Raw genomic sequence first — 18,604 nt, forward strand, 5'->3', positions numbered from 1 at the left:
CACCATTGTCTCAAAATAAATAAAGAGATATAAGCATATCATCATTGCCACTTTAAAAAAACAACCAACATAAGCAACAACTCTTTGCAAATGAACTCAATTACTCACGACGACATATTAAATTTAAAAGCGGATCAATTAACTAATTTATTGCTAATGCTTTTACATTTAGAATATAAAAAATATAATTTCCCAAATTGTTACATAAACGTTCCTCAAAACATTACTACCGCAGATGGTGGTGAAGATGGTCGGATAACAACTGATGATAATAAAGATTCAAGATGGGTAATAGATAAATTTTGTTTATTTCAATCAAAAGCAACTGATATGTCAATATCAGATTGTTCAAAAGAAATATTAGAAAAAAAGAAGAAAGCTAAAGATAAAGATGTTTTAAAATCTCAAGTCAAAGTTGTTTTTGACAAAGACGGCACTTACATACTCTTTGTAAGACAGGCTTTTGTAGAATCAGTAAGGAATGAAGAATTAAATCAAAGAATTAAATCTATCAGAGATAGCATTGAAAAAGCTGAAGGAAAAACTTATGCTGATAGTGCCAAAATAAAAATCTATGATGCTAATTTAATTAGAGATTGGACTAATGAATATATAACTGCAATTTCATACGTTCAACTTTGTAATGGTATGAATCGACCTCTAGGTCTGTTAATTTGGAGTGAATTAAAATCATATAGCAATAATCAATCTTTATTTAAAAGTAATCCAAAATTAGATGACATAATTGAACAAATTAGAAATAGAATTGAAAACAGTAAAAATCTAAGAATAGAAGGTGTTTCAGGAATTGGTAAAACAAGGTTAGTTTGTGAAGCATTATCACCAGGAGAAAAAGACGAAAATGAAGATTATGATATAATAACAAAATCAATTTCAGATAGTGTAATTTATTTTGATTTGGGTACAAATAATGGTCAGGGTGTTCTTGATTTTGTAAGAAGTTTAGGTGCTACCTTTCCAGCGATTCTTGTGTTAGACAATTGTGATCCCTTTTATCATCAACAATTTATTAATGAAACACAAAGGAATGGTGGCTTAATTAAAATTGTTTCAATTGATTATGAAAAATGGTCAAATACTGATTTTGTTGATTGTGATGTTATTGAACTAAAGAGTGAATATTACAATTCTGTTGTAGAAGATATATTGAAAGATGAGTATTCAAATAAACTGAGTGATTCTGAAATTAATTCTCTTGTAAAGTTTTCAGAAGGAAATCCTAAAATGGCAATTAATTTTGTTAAAGCTGCCTTAAGAGACCTTAATCTAGGTCAAAGTTTTGATGATGAATTAGTTAAAAAACTAATTTTTGGTAGAAGCACTTATAATGAAGATGATTATAGAGTACTATGTTTTTTTTCAGCATTTAAATATTTTGAATATCCGGCTGATGATTATATTAATTTTAATCCATCACATTATAAATCCCTACAAGAACATTTAGAGTATTTTGAAAAAAGATTAAATATTTCTAAACAAAGCCTTAGAGATTTAATTATAAAATATTTAGATAAAGGTGTTTTAGAAAGAAGAGGACATAAAATTATAATACGTCCAAATCCACTATCTTTAAAATTATCTTTAATTTTTTGGAAATCTTTAGATCCTTTAGATTATGAAAATTTCCTCAACGAACTTCCACAATCACTAAGAAAACCATTAGTAGAACAATTACAGCAACTTGGTAATGTTGATTATGCTAAAAATTTTGTTGAAAAAGCTTGGGGTGTAGATGGAAATTTTTCAAAAGCGGAAATTTTAAATTCTAATATGGGTTCACACCTTTTTCGCTCAATTGTTACAGTGAATCCAGAGGCTACCATAAAAGTATTAACAAAAAATTATTTAGATAAACCTAAAGATTATCTTGTAACAATAGTTGAAGGCAGACAGAATCTTGTTTGGGCACTTGAAAGATTATGCTTTAGGAAAGAAACATTTGTTGAAGCTGCGAAAGTTTTAATGTGTTTTTCAGTTGCAGAAATTGAAACATATTATTCTAATAATGCTACTGATTATTTTACTCAACTTTTTAGAATATTCTTAGCCGGTACAGAAACAAATTTTGAGCCTAGGATAGAGGTACTAAAATGGGCTTTAGAAAAAAATGATACAGATTTTGATGAAATAATTGTAAAAGCATGTGAACGTGCATTCACTCCAATTCATTGTATTCACAAAATGGGTGGTGCAGAAAATCAAGGTGGTCTATTGCCCTTGGAAGAATATAAACCCCATACTGTAGAAGAGATTAATGAATATAGGACAGAAATAATTGAAATATTATTAAATTTTGTTTCTAAAGAAAACAATCATCAATTAGCTGCACAAAGAGCGATTTATTCGAACATTATTGATTTATTTGAATATAACTTCAACATTGAAAAACTGGATAAATACATTAAGGTAATTTGTGAAAATATTATAGATAAAGATGATTTTATTAAGAGTATGTATTCTCAAGTTAGTTCAATAAATTTAAGTATAAATCAAAGAAATTTTTTAACAGGATATATTGAACTTCTAAAAACAAATTCTATTGAAGAAAGAATACTATATAATGTTTCAGAACCACGTATAATAATTAAAAGTTTAAAAGATGAAGATGATTATGAAGTTAAAGGTAAAAAACTTGCTGAACAATTTGCTGTAGATGTCATTGCAGAAAAGATAGATATTCGACCATATTTCAAAAATTTAATTCTTGGCAATCAGTTTTATACATTCGATTTTGGGAAAAAACTTTCAGAATTAAGTGATTATAATCAAGAATTTATTGATGATCTTATTTTGGAATTAATAAAGCTTGAAAAAGAACAATGTAATATTTCTTTTCTATTTGGTTATATTTCTGTTTTATCCGATGAAAAAAGAAATGAAATATTCAATACTTTCATAAAGAATAAATCATCTTTTGCTTTCAATATTTTACGTTTTGTGGAGATTAATTTTGAAAATGTATTGAAATTATTCAATTTGATAAAAGAAAGTGGCATTTCATCAAATAAGTTAAGCATCATAAAATATGAAATAGCTAAGTTAAATTCTATTGATAAAATAAAATATTTTGAACTGATAAAGCCTTTTGAAAATGGTCATGTCATAATTCTTGATACTTTCAGTACATTAATATGGTTATCAAAAAATAATGATTTAAAACTTGAGGAGGATATTTTAGGTTATATTAAAAAATTAATTGAAGAAGAAAATATATTTATAAAAATTAATAGCTCGAGGAATTTAGATTTCTACTCATTACATCAAATAATAAAACTTTTATTAGATAAGTTTGACAAAGAACTTACATCTACGATATCCAATCAAATTGTTGAATTTCAGGAATCATTATCACTTTTTTCAAGTAGTGATAAATATTTATCCAATATTTCAAATATGACTTTAGATATTGACTTTGAAAATTGTTGGAATATATATTCAAAATTATTATTTGAAAAAAAGATGTTCCAATTTTGGAATATTTTCGATATGAATTTCATCAGTGGTGTAAGTTTTAATCATCCGTTTTTTAATAATGAAAAAAGAAATAACCATCTGTTAGCTTGGTTATTAAAAAATAAAGAATTTGCACCTTGGATTATTAGAGTAGCTCCACTTTTTGATGAAGATGGTATTAATTGGTTCTATTTTACAGAATCATTAATTAATGCTTTTGGTGACAATGAACATTTCATAAACGAGTTGTCTGCGAATCTTCATTCAATGACTACATGGGGTTCCAGAGTACCGTATTTAAAATCAAGATTAAAATTGGTAGAACAACTTAAAAATCATAAAATTGAAAAAGTAAGAATATGGGCTAACGAAGAAATAGAAAACTACTTAAAAAGTATAAAAATGGAGGAAATTAATGATGAAGAAGAATATTTAGGTTACTAAAAATGAATATTGATAAATTCATAATAAGCAACAATTACCTCATTCATCTGCACAAAAATCGCTCCTAGTCCAAGTATTCCTAGCATCAATTCTTTGTTTGCTTCATTTCGTTAATTAACAATAATAAAAAGAGTAGTTACTGGAAAATTTTTGCAAAAAATAGGCCTATAATGGAAAATACAATACTATTTTCCACTAAAAAGTACATGTAGTGGAAATGAAAAAACACAATCAATGTATTTATAATGGAAAATTTTTGCGAAAAACCACTCTTTAATGGAAAATAAAAGCTAATTTTGAGTTTCAAAAGCAATTATAATGGAAAATAATATCCCAATCCACTTACAAGAAATCATTTTTGCAACAAGCGATACTGCTTTAAATAGGCAATTAAGTAAATTGGAAAAAGAAGGGCAAATTAAAAAAATTGCACCACGTATCTATTCTTCAAATCTTAATGAATCAGAAGATATAATTATTAAACGAAACATCTTTTCCATTTTGGGTAAGTTGTATCCAGGAGCGGTGTTAAGTCATCGTTCTGCTTTAGAATTTAAACCAACAGCGGCGAATCAAATTTTTGTTACCTATACCTATACCAAAAAAATTGAACTTCCTGGAATTACAATTCGTTTTATGGAAGGAAGCCCTGCAATTGAAGGCGATAACCCATTCGCTGGCGAACTATTTGTAGCGCAACAAGAAAGAGCTTTTCTAGAAAACATGCAAACGTCTCGACAAGTAGGACCAACTTCCAAAACGCTTACACTACCCGAAATCGAAAACAAACTAGAGCAAATCGTTCAAGTAAAAGGAGAAGAAGGGCTAAATCAATTCAGAGACAAAGCCAGAGAAATAGCAGAAAAACTGGAAATGCAATCGGAGTTTGAAAAACTAAACAAACTAATAAGCGCTTTATTAACAACAAAACCTTCAAAAATACTTACTTCACCAATTGCTGTAGCAAGAGCATTAGGAAATCCATATGACAAACACAGAATAGAGTTGTTTGAAAAATTATTTATAGAATTACAGCAACAACCCTATAAAGACCGAAAAGATATAAATACAGAAACAAGTGCGTTTAGAAACTTTGCTTTCTTTGAAGCGTATTTTTCAAACTATATCGAAGGCACTATTTTTGAAATAGAAGAAGCCAAAAGCATCATTCAAACTGAAACCCCAATTCCAAATCGTGATGAAGATTCTCATGACATTTTAGGAACCTACAAATTAGTAAGCAATCAAAAGGAAATGGCTACAACGCCACCAAATTCAGAGGAATTGTTGAATATTTTACAGTACAGACATCAAATACTTTTAGCAGCCAGAACTTCAAAAAAGCCTGGTCAATTCAAAGATAAAAACAACCGTGCGGGAGAAACACATTTTGTTGACCATACCTTAGTAAAAGGAACTTTAATAAAGGGGTTTGACTATTATCAAGCATTACAAGAACCATTTGCCAAAGCAGCTTACATCATGTTTATGATAAGCGAAATACACCCATTCTTAGATGGAAACGGTAGAATAGCAAGAGTAATGATGAATGCCGAATTAGTGAAAGCAAACCAAACAAGAATCATAATTCCAACAGTTTACCGCGATGATTATTTGGGAGCATTAAGAAGACTAACAAGAAACGGTGATCCAGCAGTTTATATCAGGATGTTACAAAGAGCGCAAGAATTCAGCTCAACACTAGTAGCTACTGAAATGGAAGCATTGGAAAATCAGCTTACCAAAAGCAACGCCTTCAAAGAACACGACGAAGCTAAACTGAAAATTATAACATTGTAACACAGTATGGATTCCATGAATAAAAGATCTATACTAAGATGAAAATAGTAGTATCGGTTGCTTCATTTCGCTAATTTTACTAAAACTAAAAACTTTTGATTATGGAAAATCCTTTTGAGTTAATAATGGAAAGATTAGATAGAATTGAAAAAGCAATATCCAATCTAAAAACAGATAATAGTATTGTAGCAGAACCCAAACCAATGAATTTAAAAGAAGTAGTTGCCTATATGGGGACTTCTACATCTGCAATTTATAAGTTAACATCAACTGCAGAAATCCCACATTACAAATTAGGTAAAAAGCTATTTTTTAAAAAAGAAGAGATAGATGAATGGATATATGCAAATAAAGTCAAAACAAGACAAGACATAGAAAATGAAGCCAATGAATACATTGCTCGAAAACGAAATCCTTTTAGATAAAAGAATAAAAATATTAATCTTATATTAATATAGATAAATTAAAATCTTTCTTTTTATTACAAAATAATAGTCTTTAAATATAAAAGCTTCTGACCTAAATAAATTCATTTAGTGCAAATTTTAATTTGAACTTTGTAATGTTGTTAACAAGAATTGTTAATATTTTTGATTCAAAATGAGGTTTTCCTCATTTTTCATTCATTTGCTTTATATATTTTTATAAACTGAATCGTAAATACGATTAGTTTTATGTTTTTTAACTAAAAATCACAAAATTAAACTCGTATTTATTCTTAACAACTGAAATAATCATTTTCATGCTATGATTGTTTTTTGTTGATTTTATTAAAATTTGATTTCAATGGCTGAAAAAAGAGTAATTCGTATTAATAAAGTTTTAAGAGAGCTAAATTTATCATTAGATAGAGCTGTAGATTTTTTAAAAGAAAAGGATATTCATATTGAAAGCAGCCCTAATGCAAAAATTTCTCAAAAAGAATATAAAATACTTTGTAATCAATTTTCTTCGGATAAAGGTAATAAGATTGCCTCTCTTGAGGTTTCATTCAAATTATTAGAAAAGAAAAATACGGAAAATGATTTAAAGGGAGAGATTCAAAGTAATGAGAATTATAAAATAATAAAAAACGATAAAAAACTTTTCACGCCTGGTAATGTTGTAAATGTTTCAATAACAAAAATAATAGCCCCTTCTCAAATTGTAACTTCTTATGTAGGAGGATTCGTTGGAAGACTATCGGTTTTAGATATTTCTTGGTCATTACCACAAGGAGAAGAAGTATTTAAAAAATATAAAATTGGCTCCAATATACAAGTAGTTATTTTAAAAGTTGATGAAAAGAAAAAGCAAATCATTCTATCTCAAAAACATTTAGTAAAACCTTTAAATCAAACAGCTAAATGGGAAAAAATAACAAGAGGAGAAGAAGTTAATTTAGAAATTGTACAAAATCTACACAAAAATTACATTGTAAAAACAAACAACTTATTATTTGGTTTACTAAATAAAAATGTTGGAAAAGACACTATAAAAAATGAGAATTTCAGGATAAATGCTAAACTAAATGAAGCAAATTTATTAGAATTCATTCCTATAGTTCATCAGGAATTAGATGAGTCTAAATATGAAAAACTAATTGAAGAACATGCAAGTTTCATTGAACCCGAATTAAGAACATTTTCAAATTTTAAACAATCAATTTTAGGCAACACAGCTTCTAAAGAACAGTTAAAAGGTATTGAAAAAGGTTTTGAATTAGACAAAGATATTTTTAGTAAAGAAATTGATACTGGAGTAACATTTTACATTCAATTTAGAATGAGTGATGCTTCTTATGAAAATAATTTTAAATCTCAAGCCATACCTTATTTTTTAAATGGTGAAAAGTATAACGATAAAAATGAAAAAATACTATTAGATAAATTGTCTAATGAAAAATATTGGTTCAAATTAAATACACGAATCGACAAAAAAAACAATAAAGAGAACGAACCTAATGAGATAATAGAGTTTACTCTATATAATAATGAAATTAATTTTTACGGTGAGGTTATAAAAGATAATAAAGGTAAAGATGTCAAGTTTTTGATTAAGAATTTCAGTTTTGGCCAATCTTTTCAATTTGCTTCTGTAGCAAAAAAGAATAATGAAAAATATGGCTCATTTCTTTTAAATAATAAAGTAAAGTTGGTAGCACCAAATGGTATAATTCCATTTGACGATTCTCAAAGTAAATTTTTAAATTATTGTATTACAAAAACAGAGTGTTTTGAAATTTATCAAAATCTTAAAATAGAATCAGGGGAAATTTTAAAACAAGAAGGAAGAACATTAGGAATCATCGATAAATTTTTAGAGTTTCAAATTGATCTATTAAAAAAAGACAAAGCAAATAGTATAGAAATTAAAGATTTCAAAAGAGTAAAAAGTAATAAAGGTAATAGTGCTATTCAAATTCCTCAGGTAGTAGGAGATAGATTAGAATTAGCAGAGGATAATATTGTTAACATCAGAGTAGTAAAAGACCAAAAAAAACAAAAAATAAGTGAAGGTGTAGTTTCAATAGTAAATGACGAATATCAAATTGATTTTATTAATGAAATAAATTTAACAAATTTAGAAAATGGTTTTTATATTGATGTTAAAGTATCAACGAGACAATTTGATATTCAAAGAGAAATCATCAAAGATTTCTTAGAAAGAAAAATTAAAATTGATCACATAGAATCATTGTTAGTTAATCCTGAAAAGGTAAAAAATCCAATAAAAAAACAGGTTACCTTTATTAATGAAGATTTACAAAGAACAAAAGAAGAACAACCAGATAACAATCAAATCAAAGCTGTTGAAAAAGCTATTGGTAATCAAAATATATTTTTAATACAAGGTCCTCCAGGTACAGGAAAAACAACAGTTATTGCAGAAATCATTGAGCAATTAACTAAAAAAGGAGAAAAAATTTTAGTAACAGGTCAAAATCACGTGGCAGTTGATAATGTTCTTGAAAAAATCTCAAGAAAGCCAAATTTAAATCTTTTGAGAGTAGGAAATATTGAGAGAATTGATGAAAGTTTGGTGAAATATTGTTATGAGAATTTGGTTGAAGAGTATAAATTGGATTTCAAAAAATTTATAACAAATCAAAAAGAGTTAACAAAGTTATTACTAGCATTTAATGAAAATAATACAGAATTTACAGAACAAAGAAATAGGTTTAAAGATAAAGTTTATCAACTAGCCGAAAACTATAATTCACAAAAGGAAACATTTATACAAAAGCATTTTCTTTTACGAGACAATGTATCAAATCTTTCTGAGCAAGAGTTAATTGAAACCATTACAATACTTGAAAACTGGGAAAACTCATTTAGTAAGGAATACGAAATTTTATTACAACCATTTATTTACAATTCTGTAGACGTTGTATTTGCTACTTGTATTGGAATAAAAGGGGATAAGATTTTTAGGGAAACTAATTTCAAATTTGATACGGTTATTATTGATGAAGCAGGTAAAGCAAATATAGCAGAATCATTAGTAGCAATGGAGTTAGGTAAGAAAATAATCCTTGTTGGAGATCAAATGCAATTACCACCATATATGGATAGTTCACTTTTGGATAAAAATGATAAAAATAGCTTTCCAAATTCAATATATGGCTATGGTTTCACCGAAGATGAAATTGCGCATGCTTTAAAGACATCGTTTTTTGAATTTATAGTAAATCGCATTGATGTAGATTTGTTTCCCAAAGACAATAAAGAAATGTTGAATTATCAACATAGAATGCATCCAAATATTGGAAAATTTGTATCAGAATCATTTTATGGTGCTGAAGTAGAAATGGGAAGTAGAACACATCTAAATAGATTAAATTTACCTGCTCCATTTGATAAAGAAATCATATTCTTTGATACTTCAAATACCTCAAATCCTTATGAAATGAAAAGTGAGAATGCAGTAAAAAATGATACTGAAGCAGAATATATATCTGAATTTATTTTGCCTGAATTGTTCAAAAACGATATTGATAAAAAAAATATTGCGATAATAGCTCCTTATAAATTTCAAGTTTCAAATATTAAGAACTTTATAAAGAAATCAACGTTATGCCAACAAAAAAATATTGATGTGGCTACACTAGATTCCTTCCAAGGTAAGGAATATGATATCATTATTTTTAGTTTTACAAGAGCATCAAACTTTTCAAAACCAACAATTGTAAATGGTAAGAAAGTTTCAAATAAAGTTGGCTTTTTAGACGATGCAAGAAGATTGAATGTAGCGTTTAGTAGAGCAAAGAAAAAATTAATTTTAGTTGGAAATGCGACAACATTAACCGATAAACGTTCTCACTTCGACCTTCTTTTTAATTATACAGATTTATTTAAAAAGTTAGTAAAGCTAAGTAAAAATAGAGATATTGGAAACTTCATAAACATTGCTAATTATAATAGTAGTATAAAATCATTCAAAAATTTTTATAAAGATTACAAGGAAGGAGATATTGTAGATGCAAAATTTAAAACATTAGGTAAAAAAAATAATAAAATTTTTGGAGCTTTTTTCTTTGTTGATAATATTGAAGCACTATTACCAAAATCACATATCCCAAATCATCAATTAAAATATTTTGAAGGTTTGGAGAAAGGGCAAACTATCAAATTATCGATATATAAAATAGATAAAGATCAAGAAAGGATAACGTTAATATTACCATTATCTAAAACGGAAAGAGATAGTATTGCTTTGAGTAAGAGAAATAAGTATTGGGATTCAATAAAAGATAATCTTTCTGTAGACAAAACTATTAAAGCAATAATTACAAAGAAAGTCGAATTCGGTTATTTTGTCAAATTAGATAACATTTTTGATGCATTACTTCACAATCGACAAATTCCAGAGAATTACATTGTGAATATAAATGATGAAATTGAAGTCAAAATCCATGAAATAGATTACAATAAAAAACAAATAGCGGTAAAAATATAATATGGGTTTATTTAGCTTAGATATAGAGAAAATTTACAAGGAACTTTCAGTAAAAGGTGAAAAGATTCTTGGGATGTTTTGTATACAATATCCAATATATTGTATTCATACAAATATTCTAGACAGTTCAATTGATAGTTTAGACAGTTTAGACCAATTAATAATAGATTGTTTAAATATAAAATTAAATTATTCACAATTACAATTAGCTGCTATTTTAGGTACTTCAAAAAAACTTATAGAATACCGCATTGATAAATTAATTGTAGATAACCATTTAGAAAAAAAAGAAAATGATTTTATTATTACAGAGTTAGGTAAAGAAGTTTTTATTAATAAATCATTAAAACGTCTTCATAAAAAATCATATGACTTTTATTTAGATGGGGTTAATTTAAACCCATTAAGTGAAGATTTTTACAAATTCTATAAAACTAATTTTTTTAGTGAGAATGATATAGAGTACTATACAAATAACAAAGGAAAAACTAGTATTAATAGACCATTTGCTCCTGATATTGTTCATACTCCAATTACAAAAGAAACTTTAGTAAATAAAATAATGGATATCCCTGAACTTGAAAGAGAAAGCTATGCGATTCCATTAGGCTTAGTTGAAATTGAAGATATATCATTTACAAAACTTTCATTACCAGTTCTAATTAAAGTTTCTAAAAGTGTAAATGGAATAAAAAAAGAATTAATTGATGGCTTTGTATTTCATGCTTTTGATAGTGAAAATTCATACTATGATGAAGCACGCAAAAATGTTATAGGATTTGAAAAGAATTGTATAGAAAGAATCAAAAATTTACAATTTAAAATTATAATACCTAAAAAAGGAGAGGAAGTAAATACAGATAAAAAACCACTTATTACTTCTAATTGGAATGAAATTGACAAATACAAAGAAAGTAATCAAAAATGTTTTATTTTCAGTAAAGAAGACCTAAAAGAAGTAGTTGAAAAGCTTTATAACTTAAAAAATGTTGAAATAGAAAATTTGATTAATGAAGAATCTGAAATTGGTATCAACATCACAAAAAAAATGTTGTTTGCTTCAAATGATAGAAAGACATTAATATCAAATTTATTGAGGGAAAGAGACTATACAATAGTAAATACTTATAACAATGTATTCATGCTCTATTTGTATTATAAATCCACAGATGAATTTGTTAATAAAGTAATCAAGTTTAAAAAAATCATTGATGAATATACAAAAAACAAGAAAGATTTTCAAACCATTGTGTTTTTTCATCCAGAGTATAAATACGATTTTAGAGAATGTCTAATAGCAGCCGGAGAATTTGAAGTTTTAGAAAGTATAGATATTTTTAATCACATGATATTACCTAATTAATGAGTTTCGAAGTTAAACATACTGATGTCCTCAATCAAGGAGCATTTATAAGCATAGAGAGCCAACAATCCATTTATAATTTTTATGATTATGAATCCATTTATTGTACTCATAAAGAAGATAAAAGACTTAAAAATGAGATAATTGAAATTATCGATTCGGCAGAAACAGTACTTAAAATTTGTAGTTTTATAATTACTGATGATGAAATTTTTGAAGTATTAATAGACAAGGCAACATCAACCGATGTTGTTATATTCATATTAACTCAGTTTGATGCTAAAAAAATGACAAGTAGAAGTGATAATTTAGATTTTATCACAGAGGAGGAAATAGCAGAAAAACCAGAAGTAAAACATTTATCAAATATCAAAAAATTATATGATGTAGGTGTTCATGTCAGAGCTTCTGAATCTGCTCATGCAAAGTTTATTATTTCCGATAGAGATAAAGGTTTTATTACTAGCGCAAACCTCACAACTCCATCATTAAATGAAAATATGGAATCTGGGGTGTATATGGATGAAGAGAGTAGTCAAGAATTAGATAAGTTATTTGATATTATCTATCAAAAAGGCACTAATTATACAAAGTTTTTAGATTCTTCTAGTTCAAATAAAATGTTTGTAATAAGTTCAGATGTTGATGATACTTTCGAAAATTTACCTGCCCCTGAGGATTCAAACCTCAGATACACTTTTACGGAAAGTCATACAAATCTTTTAGAACAAATAATTAAATGTATTGATGAAGCAAATGATTTTATTTATTTATCAACTTATAGTATTGTAGGTTTGCAGAATATTCAGGAATTTGTGGAAGCAATTAAAAAAGCAAATCAAAGAGATGTACTAGTGAATATATTTTGTAGAGCAATGAATTATCGTAATGATCATATTGTTGCTTCTCAATTTTTAGCTGAATTAGGATGTGATATTTTTGCAAATTATGACAATCACTCAAAAGGAATTGTTACAGAAAATGAAGCAATGATTTTTACAGCTAATATTGATGGGAATCATGGTTTAACAAATGGTTTTGAGGTTGGATATATATTAAATGATGAACAATATGATGATTTTTTAAACTTTCACAAAGAATTAATTTATAACAGTAATCATAGGTTTAAAATTCGTCAAAAAAGAACAGATTTATTTAAAACCTTTTATAAATACGAAATTTTTAAAAAATTAAAGCCTCCTACAATTCCTCAGGAAATTATAATTTCCGCGAATAAAGAAATGAATATTGATATTGAAGATTTTAAAAATTTACCAATATTTTATAATGTTTCAGAGAGATTTACTCATGTTACAGTGGGGCATTTTACATATGAAGCAACTTTTTCGGGAAACATTTTTAGTATAATAAACAAACTGCCTTTCCAATATAATAAAGAAAAATATTTGTTGAAATTTTACAGCTTAATTTTAGAAATCAATTAATGAAAAAGAATATACCATACTTAGAAGAATGGTTGGAATTAGCAAATTCAGGCAATTTCAACAAAGCACAGGAATTGTATTATGAAAATCTTTTTAATGCAGTTATTGATAATTTTAAAAATAATTACAAAAATAAAATTGATTCAGGCGGAGTATTGTTTTCAATTTTAGGTTTTTCTCCAGAACCAATTATTTTAACTGCTAAAGCCATTGAACCTGAAAAGCATATTATTTTTACAACAAACAATAAAAGTGACGGAAATGATTACTTGGAAAAGTTTTTAGATACAAATTATGAAATGATATATATTGAAGATGAAAATTTCAACACTTTGTATAAGGCTTTAAAAGAATCTTTAATTTTGAATCCAAGCTCAAATATAACTCTTGATATTACTGGAGGAAAAAAATCCATGGTAGCTGCCGCAAGTATCTTTGGAAAAGATTATGGTTGTAAGATAGTTTATGTAGATTTTGCTGAATATTTAAAAGAATTACGAAAACCTTTACCAGGATCAGAGATTCTGAATATAGTTTACGATCCTTTAATCAATCAACCTGAATTATTCATATAATGAAACATCAAATTTCACTTGTTGGAGGTCAATTGTTACCAATATATGTAGGTATTAAAGAATTTAATCCTGACAAAATACACTTTATTGTTTCAAAAGAATCGGTTGCAAGTTTAAACAACTTAAAACCAATTATTAAAGGTATTCCGTTTAATGAATATCAATGTAATCCTTTTGACTTTTATGAAATTAAATCCATTTGTGAAAAGATAATTTATAAATTAAATCCAAACGACACTATTGAATTCAATCTTACAGGTGGAACTAAAATTATGGTATTAGCTTGCCAAGCTATTATACACGAAAAAGAGTTAAAAGGTTTCTACATTAATCAAGATGATTCTTATTTGGAATTACCCTCATACGAAAGGAAAAATATTAGTTTGGAGTTAACTGTAAATGAATTTTTTGATTTAAGCGGACATAAAACTTACAATTATAAAACAATTATAGATTTTAAAGAAGAAGATATAAAAACTGCTGAGAAAATCAAAAATTTTGCTAATAATGACAATAGGTATAAAGTAATTATCGGATATTTTAGAAAAAAATATCTGAGTAATAATAACCCATTGCCTTTATCTGGTAATGAATCAATTAATAATAATCTCAAAGTGATTTGGAATCAATCAGTTTTAAAAATAGAATCTAATAATAAAGTCTTATTAAATATAAATTCTTCCATATTACAAGACTTGTTTTTTAAAGCAGTATGGTGGGAATTATTAATTGCTAATGAAATTGCTAAAACAATAAAATTTAAAGAATTATTTTTAGGTTTTGAGCTAAATTTCAAATCAGATAAGAATACAACAAAAAACGAAATTGATATTTTAATTAACACAGGAAAAAAGTTGATTTTTATTGAATGTAAATCAGGTTTAGTTAAACAAGAAGACATCAATAAAATGAAGATTGTAAAACAAACATATGGTGGTGCTATTGCAAAATCAATTTTAGTTTCAAGAGAATTGCCTAATTCATCTATAATTGAAAAATGTAAGGAATTAGACATTGAATTATTTTATACTAATGCATTAAATAAAGAAGTAAACTCACTAAATAAATTAAATAAACTTATTAATGAAGTAGAAAGAAAAGCTTCTATGTAATTTGATGTTATTTATTAAAATAGGAACGCTTCGCTGAAGTAGTTTCACCCACCCAGTCCAACGCTCCCCACCGCACAAGTGGTATTTTGTGTGTTTTTAGCACTTGTTTTACCCAAAGTAAGTAAATAAAAAAAGGCTCCCTGTTTTCCCAACCCCTCGCGCACAGTCCACCTTTTTTTATCCACTTACACCCAATCCAAAAAACAAACGCTAAAAACACACAAAAACCACTCCCAAGCTATTATTACATAATAAACCTTATAATTCATTCCCAACACCCCACGCAGTCCCCCTGAAAGTTATAAGGGTTATTATGTAAAATATCCGCGCCCAGCCGCACCCACCCGAAAAAAAATAGGAACGCTACCGCTAACGTAATTTTCATTGTTTTTTGAAGATGCTTCCCATTTCCATCAGACTTTAACTGCTAACTGTAAACTGCGACTGCTAACTGAACTATCAAGCATCCTCAAAAATCAAACTATCACAAGAGTGTGTTTTTCTTTTTTCTCATCTTCACAAAGAAACATTGTCAAACCGAGCGCAGTCGAGGTCGTCTAGCAAAAAAAAGAAAACCACACCCTTGTTTACGAATCCCGATTGAACACCCCTAAAACCCCATTTCATAAGAACATTTGGGGTAAACATTTTTACAAAAAAAAGGATAAAAAAGAAGCCAAAGGTTTGTTCCGGGTATTCAAAAAAGCAAGTTCAAGCCTTCGGTTACGGATAAAATCTCCACCCATACATTTTCAATACCACAACATCCACTTAGCGTTTCCACAGACGCATATGGGTAGTATTTTACCCGTAAAACTTGCTTTTTTGAAACCCTCCACAAGGCAAGAGGGCTTTCTTTTTTTTCCTTTTTTCTTTTGCAAAAATGTGTGTGGGGCATCTCGGTTTCCAATCACATTTCGGGCAATCACGAAGGAAAGACGAAGGAAGTTAACCTGTTAAATCCTTGTACTATGGACACAATTTTTATCAAAACCCACCAACCTGGGACGCACTATGCCAAACCGCACTTTTTCGTATTATCAAAAGGACTAAATAGCGGAAAACCAAGCAATGAACCTTTTACAAACAGCTTTGTATTAGTCTTTCAAACCGAAGCTCAAAAAGAGGACATTTTTTGGATTGCCATGAGCCTATGGAAATCCAAATTCTGGATGCCTTTTCTTCGCGGTTCGGTTATTCCGTTCTTATCTCTCTATGAATTCAAAAAAGAGTTCAATCCAAAAGCCACCCGATTGATGCGTGAACACGAGCTGCACCATAAAAACATCCAAGCACTCAAGCTGCTGCAAGAACAAGAAGCTCACCACGCAAAAAATATCCACTTAATCAACGAAATCCGTAACGCCATCTTACTCCGTTACAGAAACAAATAACACAAACCTGGCCCCGATGGGCTAGGTTTTTCCATTTCAACAAATTTCCCAAAACAATCCCTATCCCGAAGCAAAACAATACATAACCGCAATATAAACGCACCAATTAAATAAAATTGGAAAAAGCGAAGCAATTGGGTATAAAACTAAAAAAAGCCCCTGAAATAGGAGCTTTTGATTGCAATTTTTAAGCAATTTTTAGATTATTTAACCTTGTCTTCCTGTGGAACTCTCGGTTTCTCATCATCTTGTACAGCGGTTTGCGATACTGCTGACAATACACCACCGCCCAGGACTAAATAACCTGCAGCTGCTACTAATCCAGCCGGCAATGCAATTGGTGAAGCGATGATAGTTCCTCCAACGGTTGCCAAGGCTAAACCAATTGTTCTCAATACTTTGAAAAACTTTGGTGTTGGAGCTTTCACTCTTTGAACGATATTCATTTCATTACTTTTCATGTTCGTGATTTTTAAAGATGGATAATTCTAATTTTTGTACTCGGTGTTCTAAATAATCTACTTTTTGGTTCAGTAAATCACTGCTGCTTTTAAACTCGGTTTTGATTAATAATGCCATGGTTTTTACTTCAACAAGGTCTTTTTCCATTCTTTTGAAATCTGTGTGCAATTGTTTGATAAAATAGGCTACAACCGATAATAATATGCTTATTAAACTTCCAAAAAGTACCATTAATTGTGGAGCTTGTTCCATGGCATTACAAGTTTAAAATTGGAAATTGTTTTCGATACTAATCTTGTTTGCTTTGTTCTTTGCTAATGCAACTAGCTTAGGATAAATCATTTGGTAAGCCATAACACTTTGCGTAACTCGGTAATCGCCCTGGATAAGTTGGAACCCAAATCCACAAAGCGGACATCCTGCGGTATCTTCAATCGTATTTCCTGTATGGATATACACATAACTGAAATTTGGTAATCCTGTAATTTCAATCATACCTTGGTGAACTTTTCCAAATGCTTTTTTGTAGTTGACATTTTTTGCACCCCAAGTATTAAGCTGCAATGAATAGGTTCCAGTAGGTATGGCAGTATGTTCCTTGATTTTTTCTGTTCGTATTTTATCCTCTAGTAAATAGCATTGAAATACTCCGTTGATATATAATTGGCTTAATGTACTTTGTTTGCCCTGTGCTACGCGAATGATTTTTGTTTCCATGGGAATTGAATTAGTAAGTTAAAACAAAAAATCCCCCAGAGGTTCTGAGGGATTTGTAAGTAGGATTCTTAAAATGCGTCCTCAATTTTCAAGCAGTTTCCACTTGCAAATAAGTAATAGTTTGAACCTACTTGTTGGTAGAACTCAATTCCAATACCTTGAAGAACGGTAACATCTGTTGATGGAGTGATACCATTTGGCAAAGTTGCTGTAATGGTAGTTGCAGTTGCAGGAGCATACAAATCCAAGAAAGTGCTGAATTGAACATCACTCACTTCATTTTGTGCTGTGTCAATAGGATCATAACTATTCGTTACAGCATTGTAAGCAAAGTCACTCACTACAGAAAGCGTGTGAATCAATCTAAAATGAGTCGCACCTGCAGGAGCATTAATTAAATTCGCTGGATTAAACGCAGGAATTACAAAATCAGCAGTGTTTCTTGCTGGGTCATGCGTAACACTGTAAGGAGCATTGAAAATACCATTTAAGGAAGTGTTTTTGTCAAACTCAAAACCTACCAAGTAATTTCTTTGAGTGGTAATCTCAATTTTACGATACCCTCTGGCTTCGGTTTGGTCTTCCAAATTGATTTTCTTCATGATAGCAGTTAAACGTCCTGCTACTTGCGTATCAGACATTTGCTTCACAATTTGTGATAAACCAGTTCTAACTGATTTTCCTGCTTTAGCACAAGCACCAAACTCGTTCATGTTCTCACGAGTTCTTTCAAATTCTGGAGCTGATAAAACTTGCTCCCCTGAAGGTCCACCTACCATTCCGGCAAAGTACCCTTCTTGTCCTTTAATTTTAAAGTGGCGAACATCTCCAAGAGTTCCCACATACTTTAAAACGCCTTTCTGTCTAGCCATTTTGTAAA

General features: G+C 28.8%; 13 protein-coding genes. 9 read left to right on the top strand and 4 right to left on the bottom strand.

Features of this window, described 5'->3' with window-relative positions; all coding sequences use genetic code 11:
- Positions 1 to 90: 90 nt before the first annotated feature.
- The 9 genes from OLM55_RS08380 to OLM55_RS08420 all read left to right on the top strand — a co-directional run bounded on the left by OLM55_RS08380 (position 91) and on the right by OLM55_RS08420 (position 16,545).
- Positions 91 to 3,918, top strand: a complete 3,828-nt coding sequence (locus tag OLM55_RS08380; protein WP_264558455.1) for a hypothetical protein — start codon at positions 91 to 93, stop codon at positions 3,916 to 3,918.
- Positions 3,919 to 4,236: 318 nt separating this feature from the next.
- A complete protein-coding gene (locus OLM55_RS08385; protein WP_264558456.1) occupies positions 4,237 to 5,718 on the top strand; it encodes a Fic family protein in 1,482 nt (493 codons plus the stop codon).
- Positions 5,719 to 5,819: 101 nt separating this feature from the next.
- Complete coding sequence (locus OLM55_RS08390) at positions 5,820 to 6,143, top strand: helix-turn-helix domain-containing protein (RefSeq protein WP_264558457.1); 324 nt, start codon at positions 5,820 to 5,822, stop codon at positions 6,141 to 6,143.
- Positions 6,144 to 6,504: 361 nt separating this feature from the next.
- Positions 6,505 to 10,656, top strand: a complete 4,152-nt coding sequence (locus OLM55_RS08395; protein ID WP_264558458.1) for an AAA domain-containing protein — start codon at positions 6,505 to 6,507, stop codon at positions 10,654 to 10,656.
- 1 nt (position 10,657) lies between these two features.
- On the top strand, positions 10,658 to 12,019 hold the full coding sequence (locus tag OLM55_RS08400) for a hypothetical protein (protein ID WP_264558459.1): 1,362 nt from the start codon (positions 10,658 to 10,660) through the stop codon (positions 12,017 to 12,019).
- The gene (locus OLM55_RS08405; RefSeq protein WP_264558460.1) at positions 12,019 to 13,464 is read left to right on the top strand and encodes a phospholipase D-like domain-containing protein; all 1,446 of its coding nucleotides are present in this window, start codon (positions 12,019 to 12,021) and stop codon (positions 13,462 to 13,464) included. Before OLM55_RS08400 ends, OLM55_RS08405 begins: the two co-directional genes overlap by 1 nt.
- A complete protein-coding gene (locus OLM55_RS08410; protein WP_264558461.1) occupies positions 13,464 to 14,039 on the top strand; it encodes a hypothetical protein in 576 nt (191 codons plus the stop codon). The genes OLM55_RS08405 and OLM55_RS08410 overlap by 1 nt, the downstream gene beginning before the upstream one ends.
- Entirely contained in the window at positions 14,039 to 15,151 is a 1,113-nt protein-coding gene (locus tag OLM55_RS08415; protein ID WP_264558462.1) for a Card1-like endonuclease domain-containing protein, read from the top strand. The genes OLM55_RS08410 and OLM55_RS08415 overlap by 1 nt, the downstream gene beginning before the upstream one ends.
- A gap of 971 nt (positions 15,152 to 16,122) precedes the next feature.
- Complete coding sequence (locus OLM55_RS08420; RefSeq protein ID WP_264558463.1) at positions 16,123 to 16,545, top strand: DUF6943 family protein; 423 nt, start codon at positions 16,123 to 16,125, stop codon at positions 16,543 to 16,545.
- A 203-nt stretch (positions 16,546 to 16,748) separates the two neighbouring features.
- Here OLM55_RS08420 and OLM55_RS08425 read toward each other — a convergent pair whose 3' ends face one another.
- The 4 genes from OLM55_RS08425 to OLM55_RS08440 all read right to left on the bottom strand — a co-directional run bounded on the left by OLM55_RS08425 (position 16,749) and on the right by OLM55_RS08440 (position 18,596).
- Positions 16,749 to 16,991: a hypothetical protein gene (locus OLM55_RS08425; protein WP_264558464.1), complete on the bottom strand. Its 243-nt coding sequence runs from the start codon at positions 16,989 to 16,991 to the stop codon at positions 16,749 to 16,751.
- Between the two features lie 4 nt (positions 16,992 to 16,995).
- On the bottom strand, positions 16,996 to 17,259 hold the full coding sequence (locus tag OLM55_RS08430) for a hypothetical protein (protein WP_264558465.1): 264 nt from the start codon (positions 17,257 to 17,259) through the stop codon (positions 16,996 to 16,998).
- Positions 17,260 to 17,271: 12 nt separating this feature from the next.
- Positions 17,272 to 17,724: a DUF5675 family protein gene (locus OLM55_RS08435; RefSeq protein WP_153200083.1), complete on the bottom strand. Its 453-nt coding sequence runs from the start codon at positions 17,722 to 17,724 to the stop codon at positions 17,272 to 17,274.
- Positions 17,725 to 17,792: 68 nt separating this feature from the next.
- On the bottom strand, positions 17,793 to 18,596 hold the full coding sequence (locus OLM55_RS08440; RefSeq protein WP_264558466.1) for a hypothetical protein: 804 nt from the start codon (positions 18,594 to 18,596) through the stop codon (positions 17,793 to 17,795).
- Between the last annotated feature and the right edge of the window lie 8 nt (positions 18,597 to 18,604).

This window comes from Flavobacterium sp. N2270, assembly GCF_025947225.1.
Classification (GTDB): domain Bacteria; phylum Bacteroidota; class Bacteroidia; order Flavobacteriales; family Flavobacteriaceae; genus Flavobacterium.